22 protein-coding genes and 1 tRNA gene are annotated in these 24,201 nt (G+C 51.6%); 15 read left to right on the top strand and 8 right to left on the bottom strand.

The features are described 5' to 3' along the window. The first annotated feature begins 140 nt into the window (after positions 1–140). The 5 genes from PUP35_RS02385 (at position 141) to PUP35_RS02405 (ending at position 6,909) form a co-directional block, all read left to right on the top strand. Positions 141–593 carry a YhcH/YjgK/YiaL family protein gene (locus PUP35_RS02385; protein WP_274241860.1) on the top strand — a complete coding sequence of 151 codons (453 nt, stop codon included), beginning with the start codon at positions 141–143 and terminating at the stop codon, positions 591–593. 194 nt (positions 594–787) lie between these two features. Next, the gene (gene yagE, locus PUP35_RS02390; protein ID WP_274241861.1) at positions 788–1,696 is read left to right on the top strand and encodes a 2-keto-3-deoxygluconate aldolase; all 909 of its coding nucleotides are present in this window, start codon (positions 788–790) and stop codon (positions 1,694–1,696) included. 14 nt (positions 1,697–1,710) lie between these two features. After that, entirely contained in the window at positions 1,711–3,678 is a 1,968-nt protein-coding gene (gene yagF, locus PUP35_RS02395; protein ID WP_274241862.1) for a xylonate dehydratase YagF, read from the top strand. 226 nt (positions 3,679–3,904) lie between these two features. Continuing rightward, a complete protein-coding gene (locus PUP35_RS02400; RefSeq protein WP_274241863.1) occupies positions 3,905–5,287 on the top strand; it encodes an MFS transporter in 1,383 nt (460 codons plus the stop codon). An 11-nt stretch (positions 5,288–5,298) separates the two neighbouring features. After that, the gene (locus tag PUP35_RS02405) at positions 5,299–6,909 is read left to right on the top strand and encodes a glycoside hydrolase family 43 protein (protein WP_274241864.1); all 1,611 of its coding nucleotides are present in this window, start codon (positions 5,299–5,301) and stop codon (positions 6,907–6,909) included. A gap of 4 nt (positions 6,910–6,913) precedes the next feature. On the opposite strand, the gene xynR is transcribed toward PUP35_RS02405, so the two are convergent. The 3 genes from xynR to argL form a co-directional block, all read right to left on the bottom strand. Then, positions 6,914–7,672, bottom strand: coding sequence for a DNA-binding transcriptional repressor XynR (xynR, locus tag PUP35_RS02410; RefSeq protein WP_274241865.1), 759 nt, complete (start codon positions 7,670–7,672; stop codon positions 6,914–6,916). Positions 7,673–7,810: 138 nt separating this feature from the next. Continuing rightward, positions 7,811–8,815 (bottom strand): ornithine carbamoyltransferase, encoded by a 1,005-nt coding sequence (argF, locus tag PUP35_RS02415; protein WP_274241866.1) that lies wholly within the window; start codon positions 8,813–8,815, stop codon positions 7,811–7,813. Beyond that, a complete protein-coding gene (gene argL / locus PUP35_RS02420) occupies positions 8,785–8,880 on the bottom strand; it encodes a putative translational regulatory protein ArgL (protein ID WP_213014347.1) in 96 nt (31 codons plus the stop codon). Before argL ends, argF begins: the two co-directional genes overlap by 31 nt. Positions 8,881–8,979: 99 nt before the next feature. Here argL and rraB point away from each other — a divergent pair, with 99 nt between their 5' ends. The 5 genes from rraB to PUP35_RS02445 all read left to right on the top strand — a co-directional run bounded on the left by rraB (position 8,980) and on the right by PUP35_RS02445 (position 13,194). Further along, positions 8,980–9,405 (top strand): ribonuclease E inhibitor RraB, encoded by a 426-nt coding sequence (rraB, locus tag PUP35_RS02425; protein WP_014882320.1) that lies wholly within the window; start codon positions 8,980–8,982, stop codon positions 9,403–9,405. A 46-nt stretch (positions 9,406–9,451) separates the two neighbouring features. Continuing rightward, on the top strand, positions 9,452–10,210 hold the full coding sequence (miaE, locus tag PUP35_RS02430) for a tRNA isopentenyl-2-thiomethyl-A-37 hydroxylase MiaE (protein ID WP_274241867.1): 759 nt from the start codon (positions 9,452–9,454) through the stop codon (positions 10,208–10,210). Between the two features lie 30 nt (positions 10,211–10,240). Continuing rightward, on the top strand, positions 10,241–10,963 hold the full coding sequence (locus PUP35_RS02435; RefSeq protein WP_274241868.1) for a topoisomerase II: 723 nt from the start codon (positions 10,241–10,243) through the stop codon (positions 10,961–10,963). A 106-nt stretch (positions 10,964–11,069) separates the two neighbouring features. After that, positions 11,070–11,154: transfer RNA gene (locus PUP35_RS02440), tRNA-Leu, on the top strand. Positions 11,155–11,244: 90 nt separating this feature from the next. Continuing rightward, the gene (locus tag PUP35_RS02445) at positions 11,245–13,194 is read left to right on the top strand and encodes a site-specific integrase (protein ID WP_274241869.1); all 1,950 of its coding nucleotides are present in this window, start codon (positions 11,245–11,247) and stop codon (positions 13,192–13,194) included. Between the two features lie 476 nt (positions 13,195–13,670). Here PUP35_RS02445 and PUP35_RS02450 read toward each other — a convergent pair whose 3' ends face one another. From PUP35_RS02450 to PUP35_RS02460, 3 genes are all read right to left on the bottom strand, one after another. Then, positions 13,671–14,717, bottom strand: coding sequence for a DUF3800 domain-containing protein (locus tag PUP35_RS02450; protein WP_001774110.1), 1,047 nt, complete (start codon positions 14,715–14,717; stop codon positions 13,671–13,673). Between the two features lie 195 nt (positions 14,718–14,912). Beyond that, positions 14,913–15,245: an NIPSNAP family protein gene (locus tag PUP35_RS02455; protein ID WP_274241870.1), complete on the bottom strand. Its 333-nt coding sequence runs from the start codon at positions 15,243–15,245 to the stop codon at positions 14,913–14,915. 1,200 nt (positions 15,246–16,445) lie between these two features. Then, complete coding sequence (locus PUP35_RS02460; RefSeq protein WP_274241871.1) at positions 16,446–16,979, bottom strand: GNAT family N-acetyltransferase; 534 nt, start codon at positions 16,977–16,979, stop codon at positions 16,446–16,448. A 189-nt stretch (positions 16,980–17,168) separates the two neighbouring features. Here PUP35_RS02460 and PUP35_RS02465 point away from each other — a divergent pair, with 189 nt between their 5' ends. The 3 genes from PUP35_RS02465 to PUP35_RS02470 all read left to right on the top strand — a co-directional run bounded on the left by PUP35_RS02465 (position 17,169) and on the right by PUP35_RS02470 (position 20,765). Beyond that, positions 17,169–17,726: a recombinase family protein gene (locus PUP35_RS02465; protein ID WP_000964075.1), complete on the top strand. Its 558-nt coding sequence runs from the start codon at positions 17,169–17,171 to the stop codon at positions 17,724–17,726. A 108-nt stretch (positions 17,727–17,834) separates the two neighbouring features. Beyond that, on the top strand, positions 17,835–17,972 hold the full coding sequence (locus tag PUP35_RS21960; RefSeq protein ID WP_373275854.1) for a hypothetical protein: 138 nt from the start codon (positions 17,835–17,837) through the stop codon (positions 17,970–17,972). 276 nt (positions 17,973–18,248) lie between these two features. Next, positions 18,249–20,765 (top strand): AAA family ATPase, encoded by a 2,517-nt coding sequence (locus PUP35_RS02470; protein ID WP_225627633.1) that lies wholly within the window; start codon positions 18,249–18,251, stop codon positions 20,763–20,765. 40 nt (positions 20,766–20,805) lie between these two features. Here the strand turns inward: PUP35_RS02470 and PUP35_RS02475 are convergent, their stop codons facing one another. After that, positions 20,806–21,303: a hypothetical protein gene (locus PUP35_RS02475; RefSeq protein WP_274241872.1), complete on the bottom strand. Its 498-nt coding sequence runs from the start codon at positions 21,301–21,303 to the stop codon at positions 20,806–20,808. 240 nt (positions 21,304–21,543) lie between these two features. Here PUP35_RS02475 and PUP35_RS02480 point away from each other — a divergent pair, with 240 nt between their 5' ends. Then, a complete protein-coding gene (locus PUP35_RS02480; protein WP_274241873.1) occupies positions 21,544–22,008 on the top strand; it encodes a helix-turn-helix domain-containing protein in 465 nt (154 codons plus the stop codon). Between the two features lie 511 nt (positions 22,009–22,519). Here the strand turns inward: PUP35_RS02480 and PUP35_RS02485 are convergent. Next, positions 22,520–23,389, bottom strand: coding sequence for a phosphorothioated DNA-binding restriction endonuclease (locus PUP35_RS02485; protein WP_274243216.1), 870 nt, complete (start codon positions 23,387–23,389; stop codon positions 22,520–22,522). Positions 23,390–23,689: 300 nt separating this feature from the next. Here PUP35_RS02485 and PUP35_RS02490 point away from each other — a divergent pair, with 300 nt between their 5' ends. Next, the gene (locus tag PUP35_RS02490) at positions 23,690–24,157 is read left to right on the top strand and encodes a SymE family type I addiction module toxin (protein WP_274241874.1); all 468 of its coding nucleotides are present in this window, start codon (positions 23,690–23,692) and stop codon (positions 24,155–24,157) included. Positions 24,158–24,201 lie beyond the last annotated feature (44 nt).

The following is a 24,201-nucleotide window of genomic DNA, read 5'->3' on the forward strand; positions in this document are numbered from 1 at the left end:
GAGGGCTTAACAGCAAATTAACACCATTCCCGATAAACATGCGCTCGCGCAAACCTCGTCCAAAAAAAGGCTGGTATGGCAGACAGGATTCTCGTATAAAAGGTAAAAATGAAACGTTGTTTTATATCGAGGGTTTTCTCATGATGATCGGCAACATCCACCATCTGCAGTCCTGGCTGCCTGACGATCTGCGCCAGGCGATTGAGCATGTTAAAGCCCACGTCACCGACGCGACGCCGCTCGGCAAGCACGACGTCAACGGCAGCCGCCTGTTTTATCTTGTCTCTGAAGACATGACCCAGCCGTTCGCCGAACGTCGCGCCGAGTACCACGCGCGCTATCTGGATATCCAGATCGTGCTGAAGGGCCAGGAAGGGATGACGTTCAGCACCCTGCCGCCCGGCACGCCGGACACCGACTGGCTGGCGGATAAAGACATTGCGTTCCTGCCGGAAGGCGAGCAGGAGAAAACCGTGGTGCTGAGCGAAGGGGATTTTGTGGTGTTCTGGCCGGGTGAGGTGCATAAGCCGCTGTGCGCGGTGGGCGCGCCGGCGAAGGTGCGTAAGGTTGTGGTGAAGATGCTTGTAGAGTAAGAACCCCCTCACCCCGAACCTCTCTCTACAGGGGAGAGGTTCGGGGTGAGGGGCAATATGTGATCCAGCTTAAAGTTTCCGCACTCCCTCTTCATCTCTCATTTACCTGCGCTTTTCCTGCGTCATAGTATGATCGTTAATTTAATGAACGCTGTTCTATAATGTAGAACAAAATGATTCAGCAAGGAGATCTCATGCCGCAGTCCGCGTTGTTTACGGGAATCATTCCCCCTGTCTCCACCATTTTTTCCGCCGATGGCCAGCTCGATAAGCAGGGCACCGCCGCGCTGATCGACGATCTGATCGCGGCAGGCGTTGACGGCCTGTTCTTCCTGGGCAGCGGCGGCGAGTTCTCCCAGCTCAGCGCCGAAGAGCGTAAAACCATTGCCCAATTTGCTATCGATCGCGTCGATCGTCGCGTACCGGTGCTGATCGGCACCGGCGGCACCAACGCCCGGGAAACCATTTCGCTCAGCCAGCACGCGCAGCAGGCGGGGGCGGACGGCATCGTGGTGATCAACCCTTATTACTGGAAAGTGTCGGAAGCGAACCTGATCCGCTATTTCGAGCAGGTGGCGGACAGCGTCACGCTGCCGGTAATGCTCTATAACTTCCCGGCGCTGACCGGGCAGGATCTGACCCCGGCGCTGGTCAAAACCCTGGCCGACTCGCGCAGAAACATCGTCGGCATCAAAGACACCATCGACTCCGTCGCCCACCTGCGCAGCATGATCCACACCGTCAAAGCCGCCCATCCGCACTTCACCGTGCTGTGCGGCTACGACGATCATCTGTTTAATACCCTGCTCCTCGGCGGCGACGGGGCGATTTCGGCGAGCGTCAACTTTGCCCCGCAGGTGTCGGTGAATCTTCTGAAAGCCTGGCGGGATAAAGACGTGGCGAAAGCGGCTGAGTATCATCAGACCCTGCTGCAAATCCCGCAGATGTATCAGCTGGATACGCCGTTTGTGAACGTCATTAAAGAGGCGATAGTGCTCTGCGGCCGCCCGATCTCCACGCACGTGCTGCCGCCCGCGTCACCGCTGGACGAGCCGCGCAAGGCGCAGCTGAAAACCCTGCTGCAACAGCTCAAGCTCTGCTGAGCCGGACGATAACCATGACCATCGAGAAAATTTTCACCCCACAGGACGATGCGTTTTATGCGGTGATTACCCATGCCGCGGGGCCGCAGGGCGCGCTACCGCTGACCCCGCAGATGCTGATGGAATCCCCCAGCGGCAACCTTTTCGGCATGACGCAGAACGCAGGAATGGGCTGGGACGCCAACAGGCTGACCGGGAAAGAGGTGCTGATCATCGGTACCCAGGGGGGCATTCGCGCCGGGGACGGACGCCCGGTTGCGCTGGGCTACCACACCGGGCACTGGGAAATCGGTATGCAGATGCAGGCGGCGGCGAAGGAGATCACGCGCAACGGCGGGATCCCGTTTGCTGCCTTCGTCAGCGATCCGTGCGACGGGCGCTCTCAGGGCACGCACGGCATGTTCGACTCTCTACCGTACCGCAACGACGCGGCGATCGTGTTTCGCCGTCTGATCCGCTCTCTGCCCACGCGGCGGGCGGTGATCGGCGTCGCCACCTGTGATAAAGGGCTGCCCGCCACCATGATTGCCCTGGCCTCGATGCACGACCTGCCGACCATTCTGGTGCCGGGCGGGGCGACGCTGCCGCCGACCGTGGGGGAAGACGCGGGCAAGGTGCAGACCATCGGCGCGCGCTTTGCCAACCACGAACTCTCCCTGCAGGAGGCCGCCGAGCTGGGCTGTCGCGCCTGCGCGTCGCCGGGCGGTGGGTGTCAGTTCCTCGGCACGGCGGGTACCTCGCAGGTGGTCGCGGAAGCGCTGGGGCTGGCGCTGCCGCACTCCGCGCTGGCGCCGTCCGGGCAGGCGGTGTGGCTGGAAATTGCCCGCCAGTCGGCGCGGGCGGTGAGCGAGCTGGATAACCGCGGCATCACCACGCGCGATATCCTCACCGACAAAGCCATCGAAAACGCCATGGTGATCCACGCGGCGTTCGGCGGCTCCACCAATTTACTGCTGCACATTCCGGCCATCGCCCACGCGGCGGGCTGCACGATCCCGGATGTTGAACACTGGACGCGCGTTAACCGCAGGGTGCCGCGCCTGGTCAGCGTGCTGCCCAACGGCCCGGACTATCACCCGACCGTGCGCGCCTTCCTGGCGGGCGGCGTGCCGGAGGTGATGCTCCATCTGCGCGATCTCGGCCTGCTGCATCTGGACGCCATGACCGTGACCGGCCAGACGGTGGGCGAAAACCTCGACTGGTGGCAGGCGTCCGAACGCCGGGCGCGCTTCCGCCAGTGCCTGCGCGAGCAGGACGGCGTGGATCCGGATGACGTGATCCTGCCGCCGGAGAAGGCAAAAGCGAAAGGGCTGACCTCAACGGTTTGCTTCCCGACGGGCAACATCGCGCCGGAAGGTTCGGTGATCAAGGCCACGGCGATCGATCCGTCGGTCGTCGGTGAAGATGGCGTTTACCGCCACACCGGCCGGGCGCGGGTGTTTGTCTCGGAAGCGCAGGCAATCAAGGCCATCAAGCGGGAAGAGATCAAGCAGGGCGATATCATGGTAGTGATCGGCGGCGGGCCGTCCGGCACCGGCATGGAAGAGACCTACCAGCTTACCTCCGCGCTGAAGCATATCTCGTGGGGCAAGACGGTGTCGTTAATCACCGATGCGCGCTTCTCAGGCGTGTCGACAGGCGCCTGCTTCGGCCACGTGTCGCCGGAGGCGCTGGCGGGCGGGCCGATTGGCAAGCTGCGCGATAATGACATTATCGAGATAGCCGTCGACCGACTGACATTAACGGGCAGCGTGAATTTTATCGGCACCGCGGACAACCCGCTGACGCCGGAGGAGGGCGCGCGCGAGCTGGCAATGCGGCAGACGCACCCGGACCTGCACGCCCACGACTTTTTGCCGGACGACACCCGCCTGTGGGCAGCATTACAGTCGGTCAGCGGCGGCACCTGGAAAGGCTGTATTTATGACACCGATAAAATTATCGAGGTAATTAACGCCGGTAAAAAAGCGCTCGGCATTTAATTATTTTTCACGCGATTGTCGTCTACGGAATATATTCCGTGGACGGCTTTTGCTTGTCTTTATTTTATTAATTTAAACAATAAGTTGTGATATATCGCTGGCGTCACAAAAGCAAAATAACGTAATTCAGAAATAAGATATGACCATTGCTGGTTAATTGAACAGCTCATTACACTCCATTAACACGATGTTGTAATTCAGCACACTACATAAGGGTGTAATTCTGATGACGCAATTAACCATGAAAGACAAAATTGGCTACGGGCTGGGTGACACCGCCTGCGGCTTCGTCTGGCAGGCCACGATGTTCCTGCTGGCCTACTTCTACACCGACGTCTTCGGCCTGTCGGCGGGCATTATGGGGACGCTGTTTCTAATCTCCCGCGTGCTCGACGCCGTGACCGACCCGCTGATGGGGCTGCTGGTCGACCGCACCCGCACGCGGCACGGCCAGTTCCGCCCGTTCCTGCTGTGGGGCGCCATCCCGTTTGGCATCGTCTGCGTGCTGACCTTCTACACGCCGGAGTTCTCCGCGCAGGGCAAAATCATCTACGCCTGCGTGACCTACATTCTCCTTACCCTGGTCTACACCTTCGTTAACGTGCCGTACTGCGCCATGCCCGGCGTCATCACCGCCGACCCGAAAGAGCGTCACGCCCTGCAGTCCTGGCGCTTCTTCCTGGCAGCGGCGGGGTCGCTCGCCATCAGCGGCATTGCCCTGCCGCTGGTGAGCATCATCGGCAAAGGGGACGAGCAGGTGGGCTATTTCGGCGCCATGTGCGTGCTGGGCCTGACCGGCGTGGTGCTGCTCTACGTCTGCTTCTTCACCACCAAAGAGCGCTACACCTTTGAGGTGCAGCCGGGCTCGTCGGTGGTGAAAGATCTCAAGCTGCTGCTCGGCAACGGCCAGTGGCGGATCATGTGCGCGTTCAAGATGATGGCGACCTGTTCCAACGTGGTGCGCGGCGGGGCGACGCTCTACTTCGTCAAATACGTGATGGATCACCCGGAGATGGCGACCCAGTTCTTACTCTACGGCAGCCTCGCCACCATGTTTGGCTCGCTCTGTTCGTCCCGTCTGCTGGGACGCTTTGACCGCGTCACTGCCTTCAAGTGGATCATCGTCGCCTACTCGCTTATCAGCCTGCTGATTTTCGTCACCCCGGCGGAGCATATCGCCCTGATTTTTGCCCTCAACATCCTGTTCCTGTTCGTCTTCAACACCACCACGCCGCTGCAGTGGCTGATGGCCTCTGACGTGGTGGATTACGAAGAGAGCCGCAGCGGTCGCCGCCTCGACGGGCTGGTGTTCTCCACCTACCTGTTCAGCCTGAAGATTGGCCTGGCGATTGGCGGGGCGGTGGTGGGCTGGATCCTGGCGTACGTCAACTATTCCGCCAGCAGCAGCGTGCAGCCGGTCGAGGTCCTTACCACCATCAAAATTCTGTTCTGCGTGGTGCCGGTGGTGCTCTACGCGGGCATGTTCATCATGCTGTCGTTCTACAAGCTCACCGACGCCCGCGTGGAGGCCATCAGCCAGCAGCTGATCAAGCACCGCGCGGCGCAGGGCGATGCCGTTCCCGACGCTGCGACAGCCGCATCCCATTAACCGGAGGCACTATGCAAATCACTAACCCTATTCTGACCGGCTTCAACCCGGACCCGTCCCTGTGCCGCCAGGGCGAGGACTACTACATCGCCACCTCCACCTTCGAGTGGTTCCCGGGCGTGCGCATCTACCACTCCCGCGACCTGAAAAACTGGTCGCTGGTCAGCACCCCGCTGGACCGCGTGTCGATGCTGGACATGAAGGGCAACCCGGACTCCGGTGGCATCTGGGCGCCGTGCCTGAGCTATGCCGACGGCAAATTCTGGCTGCTCTACACCGACGTGAAGATTGTCGACTCGCCGTGGAAAAACGGCCGTAACTTTCTTGTTACCGCGCCCTCCATTGAGGGGCCGTGGAGCGAGCCGATCCCGATGGGCAACGGCGGGTTTGACCCGTCCCTGTTCCACGACGACGATGGCCGCAAATATTACCTCTACCGCCCGTGGGGGCCGCGCCACCACAGCAACCCGCACAACACCATCGTAATGCAGGAGTTTGACCCGCAGACCGGCACGCTCTCGCCCGAGCGCAAAACCCTGTTTACCGGCACGCCGCTCTGCTACACCGAGGGCGCGCACCTGTATCGCCACGCGGGATGGTACTACCTGATGGTGGCCGAAGGCGGAACCAGCTACGAGCACGCCGTCGTGGTGCTGCGTTCCAAAAACATCGACGGGCCGTACGAGTTGCACCCGGACGTGACGATGATGACCAGCTGGCACCTGCCGGAGAACCCGCTGCAGAAGAGCGGCCACGGCTCGCTGCTACAGACCCACACCGGAGAATGGTATATGGCCTACCTCACCAGCCGCCCGCTGCGCCTGCCCGGCGTGCCGCTGCTGGCCTCCGGCGGGCGCGGCTACTGCCCGCTGGGCCGCGAGACCGGCATCGCCCGCATTGAATGGCGCGACGGCTGGCCGTACGTGGAAGGCGGCAAGCACGCGCAGCTGACTGTGAAAGGCCCGCAGATTGCCGAGCAGCCCGCTGCCGTTCAGAACGGCTGGCGGGACGATTTCGATGGCAGTACGCTGGACCCTGAACTGCAGACCCTGCGCATTCCGTTCGACGACACCCTCGGCTCGCTCACCGCGCGCCCGGGCTACTTGCGGCTCTATGGCAACGACTCGCTCAACTCGACCTTTACCCAGTCGACCGTGGCGCGCCGCTGGCAGCACTTCGCTTTCCGGGCCGAGACGCGGATGCAGTTCTCGCCGGTCCACTTCCAGCAGAGCGCGGGGCTGACCTGCTACTACAACAGCAAAAACTGGAGCTACTGCTTTGTTGACTACGAGGAGGGGCAAGGCAGAACGATTAAGGTGATCCAGCTCGACCACAACGTGCCGTCATGGCCGCTGCACGAGCAGCCGATTCGGGTGCCGGAACATGCGGAGAGCGTCTGGCTACGCGTGGACGTGGATACGCTGGTCTACCGCTACAGCTACTCGTTTGACGGCGAGACGTGGCACGCCGTGCCGGTGACGTATGAGGCGTGGAAACTGTCGGACGACTACATCGGCGGGCGCGGCTTCTTCACCGGCGCGTTTGTAGGGCTGCACTGCGAGGACATCAGCGGCGACGGCTGCCACGCGGACTTCGACTACTTCACCTACGAGCCGGCATAACGGCTCAGACCGGGTAGCCCAGCGCGCGTGACAGCGCGAGCCCGGCCTGCTGAAGCTGCTCGCGGAAGCGGGCCAGCTCGGCATCGTCCACGCGTGAGGTGAGCGTCGACAGGCTCAGGGCGGCGATGACGCGGGACTCGTGGTTCCACACCGGCACCGCCACGCAGCGCACGCCCTGCTCGTTCTCTTCGTTATCCAGGGCATAGCCCTGCTCGCGGGTCTGCGCCAGGGCGCTCATTAAGGCTTCGCGAGAGGCGAGGGTAGCGGGCGTAAAGGTGGTGTACTGATAGCCCTCCAGCAGGGCGTTCAGCTCGGTCTCGCCCAGCCAGGCAATCAACACCTTGCCGATGGCGGTGGCGTGAACCGGCAGGCGGCGGCCAATGCGCGAATAGGCGATGGCGGCCAGCTTGCCTTCAATCTTCTCGATATAAACCCCTTCACGCCCGTCCAGGATCCCCAGATGGGTGGTCTGCCCGGTCCGCTGGGACAGCTCCGTCAGCCAGCCTTTCGCCTTCTGGCGAATATCGATGGAGCCCACGACAAAATGACCGCGCTCGACCAGCTTCATGCCGAGGCGATATTTGCCGTTCTCCGGGTTCTGATCGATATAGCCGTGGAGCTGCAGGGTTTTCAGCAGCGAGTGGAGGGTACTCTTGCTCAGCCCCATCAGTTTGCTGATGTCGGTGATCTTAAGCTCGGTGGCCTGCTCGTTGAACAGGTCGAGGATCTGCAAAGCACGTTCAACAGACTGAATAATCGGCATAATGCTGGCATGTCCACGCTGGAATTAAGGCGAAAACGTACCTTTTTCGGGGTGAAAAATCAATGAAACGAAGCCGGTGTTCTCCCTCTCCCCGTGGGAGAGGGCTGGGGTGAGGGCACCAGGCCGCAGAGGAGCCAATCACTTCCCAAGCGTCGCCACCATCACCGCCTTAATCGTATGCATCCGGTTTTCAGCCTGGTCGAACACGATGCTCGCCTTCGACTCAAACACCTCGTCCGTTACTTCCATCCCGCCGTGCAGATCGAACTCCTTCGCCATCTGCTTGCCGAGCGTGGTCTGGTCGTCATGGAACGCCGGCAGACAGTGCAGGAACTTCACGTTCGAGTTGCCGGTCAGCGCCATCATCTGCGCGTTCACCTGATACCCGCGCAGCAGCGCAATCCGCTCCGCCCACTTCTCTTTGGCCTCGCCCATCGACACCCACACGTCGGTATAGATAAAGTCCGCGCCCTTCACGCCCGCCGCCACGTCTTCCGTCAGGGTAATTTTCCCGCCGTGCTTCTCCGCTAGCGCGCTGCACTCCGCTACCAGGCTCTCTTCCGGCCAGCAGGCCTTCGGGGCCACCAGGCGCAGATCCAGCCCGGTCAGCGCCGCCGCTTCCAGCATCGAGTTGCCCATGTTATTGCGTGCGTCGCCCGCGTAGACCAGCGTCATCTCGTTAAACGCCTTGCCCGGCAGGTGCTCCTGCATGGTCAGCAGGTCCGCCAGCAGCTGCGTCGGGTGGAACTCGTTGGTCAGCCCGTTCCACACCGGTACGCCCGCATACTGCGCCAGCGTTTCGACCACTTCCTGGCCGTGGCCGCGATACTGAATGCCGTCGTACATCCGCCCGAGCACGCGCGCGGTGTCCTTAATTGACTCTTTATGCCCAATCTGGCTGCCGCTCGGCCCTAAATAGGTGACGCGCGCGCCCTGGTCAAATGCGGCAACTTCGAAAGAGCAACGTGTACGGGTCGAGTCTTTTTCGAAGATGAGCGCGATGTTTTTACCGGTAAGCTTCTGTACTTCCTTGCCATTTTTTTTATCGGCTTTGAGCTGTGCGGCAAGGGTCAGCAGAGAAGTGAACTGTGCAGGGGTAAAGTCGAGCAATTTCAGAAAGTGTTTCTTGTACAGATCAGACATTTTATCCTCACATGGCGAACGCCACTTATTGAATTAAAATTCACTTTATATGTGTAATTATTCATTTGCAACCCCGTTTCACAATTCTTTCTTACAAAGGTGGAGGCAAACCCGTCCGTGTGTGAAAATAGAAGTATCTGCCGCACTTTAAAGAGGATTGAGCCATGGCAAACCCGGAACACCTGGAAGAGCAACGCGAAGAGACGCGTCTGATTATTGAAGAGCTGCTGGAAGACGGTAGCGATCCGGACGCGCTGTACACCATCGAGCACCATTTCTCTGCGGATGATTTCGACGCGCTGGAAAAAATGGCCGTGGAAGCCTTCAAGCTGGGCTACGAAGTGACCGAGCCGGAAGAGCTTGAAGTGGAAGAGGGCGACACCGTCATCTGCTGCGACATCCTGAGCGAAGGCGCGCTGAAGGCGGAGCTGATCGACGCGCAGGTGGAACAGCTGATGAACCTGGCCGAGAAGTTTGAAGTGGAATACGACGGCTGGGGAACCTACTTCGAAGATCCGAACGGTGAAGACGGCGAAGAAGGCGACGACGAAGATTACGTCGACGAAGACGACGACGGCGTGCGTCACTAAGCGTTTCAGGCGGTGGCGCGCGCCACCGCTTTTTCAAGGCAGAACCATGGATTACCCGCAGATACTCGCCCCCGTACTCAACTTCCTCCAGTGCCCGACCCCGCAAGCATGGATTGATAAAGCCCGCGACCCGGCGAACCTGCCGCTGCTGCTCACCGACCACATGGTGTGCGAGCTCAAGGCCGCCCAGACCGCGCTGCTGCTGGTGCGTAAATACGTCGCCGACGAAAGCGGTGCCGACGCGCTGCTCGACTGGCTCAAACCCTACGAACAGTTCACCTTCCGCGACGGCCCGGAGCCGGACTTCATCGCCCTGCACAGGCAGATTGGCAAAAGCGTGATGCCCAAAACCGACGACCCGTGGGGCCAGGCGCTCATCGACAGCATGGTGCTGCTGATTAAAGAGGAGCTGCACCACTTCTGGCAGGTGCGCGAGGTGATGCTGGCTCGCGATATTCCGTACGTCAAAATCACCGCCAGCCGCTACGCCAAAGGGATGCTGAAGGAAGTGCGCACCCACGAACCGCTGACGCTGATCGACAAGCTCATCTGCGGCGCCTACATCGAAGCCCGCTCCTGCGAACGCTTCGCCGCGCTGGCCCCGTTCCTCGACGACGACCTGCAGAAGTTCTATCTCTCGCTGCTGCGCTCGGAAGCGCGTCATTATCAGGACTACCTGACGCTGGCCCGGCAGGTGAGCGACGACGATATCTCACCGCGCATACAGCTTTTTGGCGAAATTGAAGCCACACTTATCTCGACACCGGACAACGAGTTTCGCTTCCACAGCGGCGTGCCGGTGTAAACCGGCATAGCGAAAGGATAAGGATGCGAGATGAATAAAACGTGGACCCGTATTGTGATTGTCGTCATTGCGGCTGCCGCCGTGGCGTTCTGGGTGTTTTTCGACAGGCAGCGCGCCCCGGAACGGCAGATGGATAACGCCCTCAACGCGATGCCCGCCTGGCAGGTGATTAAGGAGCAGGAGCCCGCGCTGCATCAGCGTATCCTCGACCAGATGGCCGCCCTGCAAAAAGCGGGCGAGCCGGAGCAGCAGATTATCGACACCATCCAGCCGCAGATCCTGCATCTGCAGATGTCGCGCCTGCAAAACGCCCCGGACGCCAACGTGGTGAACTACATGACCATCAACATGGAGCAGACCGCCGCCATCCAGAAGGTGAGCGACGACGCCTGCTTCCGCTTCCTCTACCCGACGGTGAAGGGCGGCGTGAACCCGATGCGCATGCTGGATAAAGACCTGATGGCGCGGCGCATGCAGGCAGACGCCGACATGATGCGCGCGGCCTACGGCAAAAACCGCCACACCGTGACCCAAGCCGAGCGCGAGGCGGCCGTCGAGGATGTGCGACCGATTATGAAGGCGCTTGCCGATAAGTACGGCGAGGACATCCAGCTGCTGCAGATGCCGGAGAAGGCGGCGGGCAAAGAGAAGCTCTCCTGCGATATGGTGCAGGAGATGTGGGCCAAGGTGCTGGCGCTGCCGGAGCAGAAGGCAGCGAGGGTGATTCGGCTGGCGGTGTCTGAGCTGGAGTGACAAAGGGTGCTGGTTTTTTGGGCACTTAGCGCGGGTTTCGCGCGTCGTCGCTTGCATGGCGGCGCGCGACAGGTATAATCCACAACGTTTCCGCATCCCCTTCAGTGCCGAAGTGGCGAAATCGGTAGACGCAGTTGATTCAAAATCAACCGTAGAAATACGTGCCGGTTCGAGTCCGGCCTTCGGCACCAAGACTCATATAAGCTATTGTTTTAAAACAATTTAATTCATAATCTTGCTTGAAATCGCGTAGCCCCTCTTACAAAAGGGTATACGAGGCGATGTCTCAGCGATATAAACTCTATCGTCGAACCAGCGGCATTTATGTTGTCCGCATTAGCGTTCCCCAACGTTTTCGTCGATACGCAGGACAGTGTGAGATTCACACTTCAACAGGCACTCACGATCTTCATGAAGCAAAGCAGAAGTCCGCGCTCCTGTTGGCGGTCTGGTATCAGACCTTACAAGAGTATGAACAATTGGATTATCGAACTTTAAGTGATTGCGCCCCACTGCTTGCTGGTGAGGGGATGATCTCGCTTTCTAACTTTGCTCAGTCAATAGAGTTGCCTATATCGCAATTGATTCGAGAGGTGATTAATCGTAACCTCCCGGTATTCTGGCTGGCGACTGGTCAGTTCGGTTTCTATGTTGATGAATTTAATGCAGTAGAGCGGGAACCCGGTGCAAAACGAGAAAAACAGTCTGATGATGAAAAGGATCAACCTAAAGAAGTCATCATTCTCAATAGCGCGTTTGAGCTGGGTATCGAGAGCTTCGCAAATGGTTATCTCCGCCCCTTCAATCCCCGGCATACTTTAGATTGTCTGTTGAACGCTGAAGTATCCGAAGGAGAGGCTGCATTTCGAACTAGTGGTGATAACCAAAGTGGAGGTTGGTTCTTCGATTTACCCGGTGTAGATATAACTGCTGATAGCCTGTTGATTAGCAAAGTTCATGCTGAAGGCCTTCGACTTACATGGCTGGTTAAGACCACGCCACCAGCAGTTAGCATTCACTCTGCCGTGCCTCTTGTCGCTCCTGTTATCACTAACGAATATGTTCACCGCAAACATTACAATGAAAACTTGTCATGGCTTCGTGAAGAGTATTTGAAACATCGGCGTAAGGGCAAGGTATCAGAAGCGGCGCTCCGCGATATTCGCTATTACTTCGATTTGATGATTGAAGTGATGGGGGATATTCAGTTGCAAGATTTCGACCGTGATTTCCTCCGGGCTTATGAGAGCAAGTTACGCACAATTCCTGCTAACCGTAATTTGATGAAAGGTAAGCACGGGGTTAAGACGCTGGATGAGTTAATCGCCAAAGCGGCAGAATGTGGCGATAAACTGATGACAGAAGAGTCTGTCAAAAAGTATATCAACGGCCTTTATGGCGCAATGGAGTGGGCTGTTGATGATGGTAAGTTTCTGAAATCGCCATGCGACAACTTTTTCCCTCCCGATGATAAAGGTGAGCGAGAGCAGGATCACACTGACATATTTGAACCACATGAAATTAAGGCAATTTTTTCGCAGCCGTGGTTTGTGGCTGGAACGGTTGAACGTAATGCGCAAGGGCGATTCCATCAATATTGCCCGTTTCACTATTGGGCGCCGTTGTTGGGCTTGATGACGGGGGCAAGGGTTAACGAGATTGCACAGTTAATGCTGGACGATGTTCTGGCAGATGACGGCGTTTATTACCTGAACCTTGAAAGCGATAGCGAAAACGGAAAGAAACTAAAAAACGCCAATTCCCGCCGCAAGATTCCGGTTCATTCTACGCTGATTGAACTCGGTTTTATCGAGTATGTGGATGCGTTGAAAGCTGCCGGGTATGACCGTCTTTTTCCCGAGCTTAAACCACATAAAACCAAAGGCTATGGTAGGCCGGTTTCCGCATGGTTCAATGAATCATTGCTTGCGGGTCGATTAAAACTTGAAAGAGACAGAAGCAAATCTTTCCACTCTTTCCGGCATTCTGTTTCAACTTTGCTTAAAGAGAAGGGTGTTAGTTCGGAACTGCGTGGGCAGCTACTTGGGCATGTGCGCGGCAAAACAGAAACTGAAGTGCGATACAGCAAAGATTTAAAACCGGTTCACATGGTTGAGGTTGTCGAAAAGATTGATTTTTCTTTGCCCGAGATAGCGAGATTCAACATTCCTGATGGGCTGGATGCTGTAAGAGATGCGCTGCGAAGAAAGCGTGGCAAACAAACAGGTTGAGTCAGTTACTATTCAGTTGAGTTGTGCTCTTGAATGCGCTGGGACGCTTCCTGGCGCATTTTTTATTAAAGGTCGTGGATTTAATAGTGCCAAATTTGGAGACGCTTAAAATGCGTCTGGTGAGACTTGATTTGCATTAGCTCAGAATTGAGCTGACGGTTTTCTCTGACAGCATACAATCAAGTCTAACAGTCCGCCTTGAGCGAGAAGCAGGCCTTACACTGTAATCAGCATAGGATAGGATGCAGAATCGCTAAACAAATAGATGTCTGTCAGAGTAGTGGCTTTTAGTGGAAATCTATAGTTGCTATAGCTCAGATAATTAAGTGCCGTCTCTGTCCGCAACTCTAGTCAGAGTTTATTGCACAGGGGAAATAAATAAGTGCATGTGAATCATTGTCACGAAACAGTAAATATTCGTCATGGGTCATCATATCACTATTTATATGTGTCAGAGTTGATACCCACCACTGAAATCACTTTCCAAACTTATTAAATTGTTCAGCAATGAAATCAATATACTCATTACCTTGGCCGTTATGCCTGAATTTTTGCTGCCCTTCGAAATCTAAATTAGGTGAAAAATGAATTATTTGGTTATCTTCATACAGTTTTAAAGGAGAATAAAATGACAATGATTTATCATTCAATAATTGACGCACTCCTGTTATAGCACTACCAATCAAAATATCACATAATTGAACTGCCGGGCTTAGTTTTGAATCAACTTGGTGAACATGCTCAAGCTTTAATGGGAATTTAATACTGGCGATTTCAGACATCTTAAACTCGGCTGGCGTCTGACATTTGATAAGCATCGAAAGATATTCATTGTATTGTAAAAGATTTTTAGAACGATCATGCTCAATGCTATACGGTCCCTCTGACATTAATTCAGTGCGTGATATTAGTGCTTGAAGAATAACAAATGCTGCATCAGTAGAAATTTTTGGATTAGTTATTGCCGTAATACAATCTGGATGCTCCAAAGCTAGTGGCCCCAGCACTTCCGGTAATAGACGCCAATTCACGGCCCTAACGTTCGCAATAAGGTTATTTACTGCTGTGTGCGTTTTCTCATGCATCGCATTTTGAAAAGATATTAGGATATTATCAAAATCTCTACCAAAGTAGCTTTGGCAGACATAGTAAGCCATTGATGCCATAGAAACGTTTCCACCATTTTCGTATAGATTTATCCCATGGTCATAGTAAAAAGGCTCTACCGCATACTCAATAAACATTTGAATTAGAATCAAACGTTTATCGGCAACACAAGTAACACATGGAAAATTGGCAAGTAGTTCCTGTTGCAAAGTAAAAATTGGTTTTTGATAACTATCTCGCTTTTTGAGAGAGCTAAATTTCAATTCAGGGGCTTTGTGTTTAGGAAAATGTTGTCTGATAAGATGAAGAGCATCGTCATGACTAATCTTTACAGCGCTGGCCCCTTGCCAAGGTTGTGACTTTTGAAGAAGATCTCGCCCAGTGTAACCAGACTCATCAATTGAAAATATACTCATTTATTCTGTGTCCATAGCTGTTGTTTCACCCAAAATACCTTTTTGGATAGTATTGCGCTATAGCCTTTAACCCTATTAATTGAGATCCATCGATGCAAGCAACGTCCGCTCATGGCACAAAGCTGCCTGTCAGATTAGGTTTGGCTATCTACCTTAACTGTTTTAGGTCAAATCTAAGCTAATACACTTGATTACCTACGATTGCACCCGCAGCCCTTTCACGCTTTCTGATGGTAGGCTAATCACTGTTTTAATGCAGTTCTCTATGCTGCCAACGATGTGTTCGCGTGGGCCGCTGCGCCAGTCTGCGCTTGCGTAGAAAGCATCGAGAACCGAAGCCATGTTTTCAGCGCTGTCAAAGGCGCGAATCAAGTAGTAGCAATCTAGGTCATGAAGCGAGTTGCCAAACGAAACAACATCGATCCCGTGGCAGCGGTGTAGGGGAACGCTGATTTCCTGCATGATTGCGTGAAAAGCAGTTCCGGTGCCTTTGCGTAAGGTGTATTGCAGTATTTCGACGGTTATCAAAAAGTTGTCTCCGTTGGTAGCTACTGGGCGGTTCCTTGTTTATATAGAGATTAAAGTAAACCTGGCCTATGAAGCTACTACTAAGCAGACAGCTATTCGCAAGCCGAAGCAGCAAAACCCTTCAGACGCACAGGGAAGCTGTGTGGCGCGTTTTTTCTCAGGGGTAGTGAAATCATGGTGCAGAATTAGCGGCGCTGTCATAGAGTTTCTGGCGAAGCCAGTGGAAACAAGCGTAACCTTGCCATTGATGGAATATGCGGCATCGTGCTGAAAAATATCAACTAGCGGAGTATAGACGTCTATGGCGACCTATCGACAAATTGCTGATGATGTTAAATCTCGAACAGGGGGATCAGTCAAAACATGCTGGATAGCGCATGTTAAGTCATTGCATGGGCTAACCCGTCGCGTATCACCGAACCGGATTAGCACCGAAAGCCGAGTTTACCCTTGTCCTGAAAAATGGGTAGCGGAGATCGAGCAATCAATGAAAAATCTGGGTGAGCTTTAGCTTGACCGCGTTGCTTAACTTTGGAGGCTGTTTGCCTCTATAAGGAGAAGCCTGTCACATCCGAAGTTTTTGAACGCAATGCCTGATAGGAGGGCTGGCAAACCTAGGACATCCACTTTTCGACGCGACCAATTTTTGCGGTAGCTTTTGTCGTATTGGTTGGAGATTTGTGGGGGCTAAGCTGAAACTTCAAAACCACAAGAACATGGTTCTTGTGTTGTCTTTTCTTTTTAACTTCTTGTTTTGTTTTTATATGTTTTATAAACCTCTTTTCTGGGGAGCAAAACTAGCCCTAAGGACCAATGCGATGATTTGCAGTGAGGCCCTTGGCTAATCAGGCTTCCAGAGTTGTAACCTCTTTTCTGGGTCCCTGCTTGGATCGGCGATGTGAGCTACTCTGCTTTAAAAAAGGCTCACCACATAAGCCCTTTGCAAAACATGATACCTCACTATTAGGTATTGGCTATGCAAGTCCAAGACTCAGCACCCTGCATAACCTCACGCACTCTGGCATACGCCGCCTTTCGGAACTAGACCAGTGGGTAATAGTGCGACCCCTCTTTTCACCCCGGCTCCGCTACGCTAGCGGCTGAGCCTTGTTGATGCGCCATTTTGGGTAAGCGTCTGTATACCAAAACCCCAAAATGTATACTTATAGTAACATTTTGAATCTTTTGTGCAAGCATCTGTCATTTACGGCGCCACTCATCAACGGTGAGAGTAAACAGCAAACTGGGTGGGGCATTATCTATGTCGCTGATCTCTCTGACATACTTTAATCCTGCTTTCGTCAGGACTTTTTGTGATGCAAGATGATTTCCTCTGACGACACCCGAGATGGCTTCAAGCTGAAGTTTTTCGAATCCATAACGAACGGCATAGCGTGAAAACTCAGTTGCCAGCCCTTTACCCCATGCTTCGGTAGCAAAACGATACCCAAGATTGTTGATGGTAATACCGGCGTAAGTGCTAATGCTCAACCCACCAAATCCAATCACCTTTTCTGGCGCTTCATGCAAAGAGATTGCCCAGTTCCCGAAAGCATTTTCCTTCCAGTGGCTAACCCAGCGGTCCAAGACTGTCTTTGCATGAGTTGGATTCGGATAAGGGCCAGCCGGGTTAAAAGTGTTAGTGGCAGGATCGCCATAAATCCTGAATAAGTCATCAACGTCAGATGTTGTAACCGGTCGTAGAGTCAGGCGTTCGGATTGTGTGCGTGTCATGTTCACCCTTATTTATATGATTGAAGCAGATGTTATATCTCACTTGAGTAGAGCCATGCCAACAAACGACCGTTTTCCGGCACCCCTTCGCAGGTATCTTCCGGGATGTTGAAAAATTAGCCTTGGCAATTGTTGGCAGGCGTCCTATTGTTGACACCGTTTTCTGACAGGTATTGAGAGGTGTTGAGAATGGCGATTTTTGGCTACGGGCGTGTCTCTACCGCTCAGCAAGATACGGAGAACCAGAGGTTGGAGCTTGAGCAAGCTGGTTGGACGTTTGACTTTTGGTTTGCCGATATTGTTAGCGGGAAAGCTCAGGCAATTCAGCGTAAGGCGTTTGCTGAAATGCTTGGCAAAATTCGAACCGGTGAAACGCTGGTAGTGGCAAAACTCGACCGTTTGGGGCGTGATGCTATCGACGTGCTCCAGACAGTCCGATTGTTATCTGATCGCGGCATCAAGGTGATCGTCCACCAGCTTGGAACAACTGACCTCACTTCTGCTGCCGGTAAGCTTCTATTGTCGATGTTGGCAGCGGTTGCGGAGATGGAGCGTGATCTACTGATTGAACGCACTCAGGCGGGTTTGTCGCGAGCAAAAGCCGAAGGCAAGAAATTGGGTAGACCTTCTAAAATCGCACCAGAAGCCCGTAGAGCGATTATAGAGAAAAAGAGTAGCGGAATCAGTGTCAGTGCGTTAGCGCGTGAATACGGCGTTTCCAGAGCAACTATAGCAGCGTTGCTTTAAACGTTTATTGCTTCTCGAAGCTCTTGGGCGACAACTCGTTGTATAGCGGTTCTAACTTTCAGACCGCAGGGCTTATCTCAGAGAAAGATTGCCAATGCACTTAATCATTTGGGCATAACTACGCCTCATGGTGGAACTTGGCGATTGTCTCAGGTTCATGGGATAATCAGTAGGTTAGAAGAAAATGTGAAAGAAGAGACTCAGTTTAAAATGCTTTCGGTTGCGTTAAATGAATTCTTCACTTAAAACATAACGGTGTCGCATATGTCGATGTTTATGAGAGAGTTAAGTTAAATTGAAGAGCGTGTTCTTCTTTGTTCCAATGTCTTCGGTGGATGCGATACAGTCTAACCTTATGAATTGCTTATGAAATCTTCTATCAACGCTATTATATGAAAGATAGGAGGCAATTCTTATCTATAAAAATAACTGTTAGAGGCTATCATGGATGTCTTACAGGAAATATTGAAATGGTCTAGTTCCGAGCTACCCCTCTGGGCAAGAGACTGCTTAAGGAGACAATTGGCTTCTCCCTCATTGGAGGATAGTGATTATGAAGAATTATTGGAATTGATAAAGATTGAAAATAAAATATTGCCCTCCGATAAATTAGAATCTCTCCCCTTAAATAAGGATCATATTCCGGTTTCAGCGGTTAATGATCAAGTCATTAAGATTAAAGAACTAAGTAGTCTTGTTCACGTGAACAGGATTGCGCCTGACCAAAAAATTGCATTCTGTGATAATGGGATTACCATCATTTATGGTATGAATGGTGCGGGAAAATCAGGATACGGGCGAGTTCTCAAGCATGCATGTAGAGCACGAGATAAAGGTGGTGCGATACTCCCTAATGTAAACCTGCCTGGCTATTCATCCAATATACCTAACGGGAAATTTAAAATTTCTCTGAATGGGAAAGAACACGATTTACAATGGTCTTATAATTCACCATCCCCAGAATTGTTGTCCTCAATTAGTGTTTTTGATACTCTTTGTGCATCATCATATCTGAAAGAAGGCGAGGCTGCTTATTTACCTCGCGGTCTCGATATTCTTGAAGAATTTGCAAATATAATAATTCCTAAATTAGCAGAGAAAGTTTTAGCCGAAGCTAAGGCTATAGATGTGAATAAAGAGATAACTCAAATTTTTACAGATGGCACTAGTGTATCTGATATATGTAAAGTATTGGACCATAAAACAGATGTCGTAAAATTAAGAGATTTAGCCACTTTAAGTGATTCCGAGCTAAGTAGAGATAAAGAGCTAGATAGAGTTCTGGCAGAAAAAAATCCTGAGGAAAAGTATAAAGAATTACTAAGAAGTGTATCGCACATAAAAGAGCTTTGCGTTAGGATCAATAATCAAAGTAAGTTTATAAATAACGCGGCCATGACAAAGCTTAAGTCGTTGATCGAAGGCGTTACTAATGCAGAAAAGGCATTAAACGAGTCAGCGCAAAAACTTGCGGCCGGAGATGATTTATTGCCTAACACTGGTGAAGGTATCTGGAGAGATTTGTTTCTGTCTGCCAAAAAATACTCGCTCAGTTGTGCTTACCCAGGCCATGATTTTCCCTCCGTTGGTCGTGATGCAAAATGCGTTTTATGCCAGCAACCTATATCCGAAGCAACTGACAGAATGTTACGCTTCAATGAGTTTATTAATGATGATATATCTAAATTATTAGATGAAAGAAAATCTTCTCTAAAAACAGCTAGAGAAAAAATATATACTGCTACCCTTGATTTTAGTTTTAATGCTGCAATACATATTGAAATTGGCAATGAGCATAGCGAATTAATTGAAAGAGTTAATAAGTATCAAGAAGATATTATCAATACAAAGACTGCGATGCTTTCAATGATTGATAGTAAGAACTTCGCGAATATCGAATTTGATTATAATCCAATTTCGGAGCTAAGACTTCTGGCTGCTAGCAAGTTACGTGAAGCAAGGTTATATAAGCAAGCATCCAAAAAAAGAAAGATTGACGCTCTAATAAAGGAAAGTAAAGAACTCAAAGCACGAATTATGCTTGCGGAAAAATTAGAAGGCTTAATTTCTTTAGTTGGTAGATTGAAATTATATAACACTCTTAACTCAATTAGCTTTTCAGCATTATCAAAAAAAGTATCAGATAAATCTAAGTTGTTTGCAAATTCAATAATAAGTAATGCTTTAAAAAAAGATTTGGATGAAGAATTTTCTAAATTGGGTGTTTCTCATATAAAAACAGTTCTCAAACCAAGAGTTTCTAAAGGGAAGGTTTTTTATAGTTTGCTTTTGGATATACCTGTCTCAAATAAAGTGGATTTAATTTTGAGTGAAGGGGAACAGAGGGCTGTATCGTTAGCATCTTTTTTAGCTGAATTAAAACTTGCCAACCATTCATGTGGGATCATTTTTGATGATCCAGTATCTTCTCTTGATCATCATAGAAGAAGACGGGTAGCAACAAGATTGGTTGAAGAAGCAAAAAATCGGCAGGTAATAATCCTCACGCATGATATCGCTTTTTTGAGCGAGTTAATATTTGCTACCGAGAAAAATAATGTCGATAGCTTAATACATCACCTGCAATGGACTGGGGATTTTTCAGGCTGCGTTTATGATGGTTTACCTTGGGACAAGGTCAGCTATAAAACCAGAGTTGAAAAGTTAAAACAAGAATCTCGGCAATTAGATCCTTGGCCTGTATATCCCAGTGCTGAGCAAGACAACTCGATGCGAAGATTATATAGCCGTATGAGATCAACGGTTGAGAAAATGGTTGAAGATGTGATATTCGCTGGGATTGTGGTTAGATTCAGTGAAATTATAGGCGTTGGCAATTTACATAAATTAAGTGGGCTTGAGCGAGAATGTTGTATTGCGATTTCTGAACTCTGGTCAAAATGCCATCGTATTACTGATGCTCATGATCAACCTGCATACAAACAGACAGCGTTACCAAGCCCTGATGAATTTCGGGCAGATTTAGAGCTTATTTTAGATTTAGCAAAAAAAGCAGCAGCGACTCAGATTAAAAAATAGTTAATCTTTAAGCATTCAGGGAAGAATTCCCTGAATGCTTTCATTCAAATGAAGCCGCGATGACTTCCCCAGTGTTGGCGTTAAAAACACAAAAGTATTGCAATGGTATCAGCATATTCATGCTGTTAATGGCCTTAGCCTGTTGTCCAAATGCTTGAATCGTTTTCTTTTGCTCGTTGTGCCAAAGGTAAGTGTCGAAAACTGGCCGCGCTTCACTATCCTGCCACACATGGCGAAACGCTGCTTTCTTGTCCATTATCTGCTTGCACTCTTTGACGGGGTTGTGGTGCGCTTTTGCATAGCATTCAGGGGCGCTACCTAAGCACAAGGTCTTGTGTTTCGCTGCCGGGTGTTCTGCGCTTACAGCGGAAAATGCACATACGCCTAGCACCAATGAGAGGGTTCCAAGAATTCCCCATGAAACTGCGCGTAGCGTGCTGATCTGATGTTTTGAAACAATGCGAGCAACAAATCCATAGCTGACGCAACTAAGCGCGACACCCGCCACCATTGGTAATAAAAAACCTGATCCCGCCATGATTCCCTCATTTTCAAAAACACATCACGCCTACTAGCGAATGTTGGGGACGACCAACCGATGACGATCATAATACTTTGTGGATTTAAAATGTCACTATTGATGTTCATTCTGAATCATTAAGGGTTGTCATGAGGCAGGTGGCTAATGCGAGTGACTCAGCCCGCTGAAGTTAGTATTGATTCAAAATGTCTCATGTAGAGCGTGGCCTTACAGTGGTCAAAACTGCACATTCAGTGCATGAAAAAGACCTTGAGAATACAGTTTGGCGAGCGGGTAAAAGAACTCCGCATAGCCACCGGATTGAGCCAGGAAGCCTTTGCTGATCGGTGTGGGTTTGCACGTAGCTATATGAGCAGAATTGAACGTGGTGGCTCTAATGCGTCTCTGGACGCGATTGAGGTGCTGGCTAACGCTTTGAGCGTTGAGCCGTGGCAGTTATTAGCGTCTGGCTCATCTGAAGATAACGACCCGGAACTGTTGGTTCCATACGCGGCCGATGGTTCCTGTTTTCACCCCGGTTTGGCGAGCTCCCGTGATGGTTCGTTTGGTGTAGGTGATAAAGCGGCTCAGAAGCGTTTTGGCACCTTTTCCGAAGCGCTTGAGTATCTCCGTAGTATGGAGACGGCAAAATGGCGTAGGCCCAATGCCAGTGGCAACTGGGGCATTGTTTCGGCAGTGCGGTGGGACAAACTCAGAAAGTAGTTCAAATGTAAGTTTATGAATTTTTATGCTGTATGGATGAACAGCATTCATTAAATGCTGATAGTCTTATGTTTCATCAGCCCTTTGTTTCTATAAGAGTGAATAAAACAGCAAAATGCGGGTGCGTTACGTAGGCGTTGCGGTGGCGTTTCAATTTGACGCTGAATGGATTAATTCATATCAATAACATTGAGTTAAATGGTTTTTATGAACAAGGCCCGCCGGGTTTAGCTTGTTTCAAAATCCGAACGCAGTGGCGTTTTCTTAACGCCCACTTAGCTGACAAACGTTCTTTCCTCCCGACCCGGCAGACCTCCATAAACATCAAAAGGCAGGTATGGCACGTTGATGTTTTGTGCCCTCACGAACACTCGGTTTGATTCCGTCCACCGGATCAAACTTAAGATGTAGCCCCTAGAACGAAAAGGTCCTACGATTGTTCTTTTAAAGGCTAAAGGGAACGTGATTACAGCAGGTTATGGAGACTTAGGTTCGAGTCCGGCCTTCGCGCTCATCCTCTAAACACCTCCCTCCGATGCCATTCCACAAACCCTTCCCTTGGATAATTCCCTTTCACCATCGGCAAAGCAATCTGCCTCCCGGCAAAATCCCAAAAAAGCCTCCCAACAATTCCATTCCCATTCACCGCCTCAGACACGAGCACCCGCATACTCTCATCCAGCCCAATAGATCCTTTATCAAACGTCTTATGATGAATCGCACACAACGCCAGTCCGTTCGGGATCTCACACGGTCCGCCAAACTGCTTCCACTTAATATGCGCAGCTTCAAGTCCAACAGAGGCGTTATCATGCCGCATGTTGAATCCACAGATTGCGCACTCATAGTTATAAGCACGCAACACCTGCTGGCGGAATAGCGGATCGCGAACCTTACGGATCTGGTGGATATCAAAACTCATCTCATCCGCGATCTCTTCCTGAATGCTTTCAGGAAAATGCGCTTCAAGGATCTGCTGCGCCAGCGAGCCGATCAGGTTTTTGTTCTTACTCAGCAGCGCAAAGTGTTCTTCATCAAACCCGCCTGCAACGTTATGTTCCACAAGCTCTTTAACAGGCGGTTGCTTGCTGCCTGTGGTCGAACAGAACTCAGTATTCTTCAGATCCCAAAATCCATCCCCTTTGAGCCGCCAGAAAGGCATATTCGGGTAATGCGCCTTCCTCTGTGGGCCAAAGCGTTCTAACAGGCTAAGAAGCTGCTCATGGACCTCGGTACCATAATCAAATAGTCGCGCATGCCCCTGCTGATAGTTCGCCAGCACGTACAGAAGCAATAAAGGCTTATGCGGCGCACGCTGTTCGCCTTTGCGCCAGATGGTGATGTCGGCAATTGCCTGTTCGAGAGTTTTGCTGGAAGCCATCGCGTTACGGAAGAAGGTAAATAATTGCGATGATGCTCGCAAAATCCAGACCAATCAACCCACAATCAACAAAAACATGACCTTACCGCACACAACCTTATTTCCTGAATCCCCCTCGCAAATTCCAAATTTACCCCACACCAAACCGCTGTATTTATATTCAGCCCTGTATAATGAGCATCAGAAATTACGCCTAACGGCAAAGGAAGTATCAAAGAAATTTAAACGAGGAATTCGCGATATGAAGGTGCTGCAACACCCCCATACCGCTAACCACAACCAACTAGTAAGGAGTTGTATATGGCTGCGACGAATTTTAAGCCAGAGTTTACTGTTTGCAAAACAGAATCAGACGCTTTCACCGGCGTGATTGAAAACCGCGAGCTGGTACGCAAAAACAGCGCCCGCCGTCTGCACGGCAACCAGCCCAACGCGGCGCCCGTCCATCCCCGTGCGGAAACGCCGCAGGACAGTGCCGCCTGTTGCGAACTGTATGCACGCATAGACATGAAATACCTTCTTCTGGGCGGCGAGTGGTTAACCCGTGCAGGCTTTATCAACGGCATGCCGGTAAAAATCCGCGCCATGAGAGACTGCATTGTGATTACGCCACAGCATACAAGAGAATTATGGGGATGCCTGGAAGGTATGAGTGTGGTGAATATCAATAAACAGAAAGTCGCGCAGTGGTTGAAGACGTTTCCGGGAGCGCTGAATGATACTGGAGATATCCCGGTAGTTAAGCGCACTCTAGGGCAGGCAAAATAATAACGTATTTAAACACCCTTGATCCTGAATCGAGGGTGTTTAAA

The organism is Enterobacter sp. S-33 (genome assembly GCF_028735835.1).
GTDB classification, from domain to species: domain Bacteria; phylum Pseudomonadota; class Gammaproteobacteria; order Enterobacterales; family Enterobacteriaceae; genus Enterobacter; species Enterobacter vonholyi.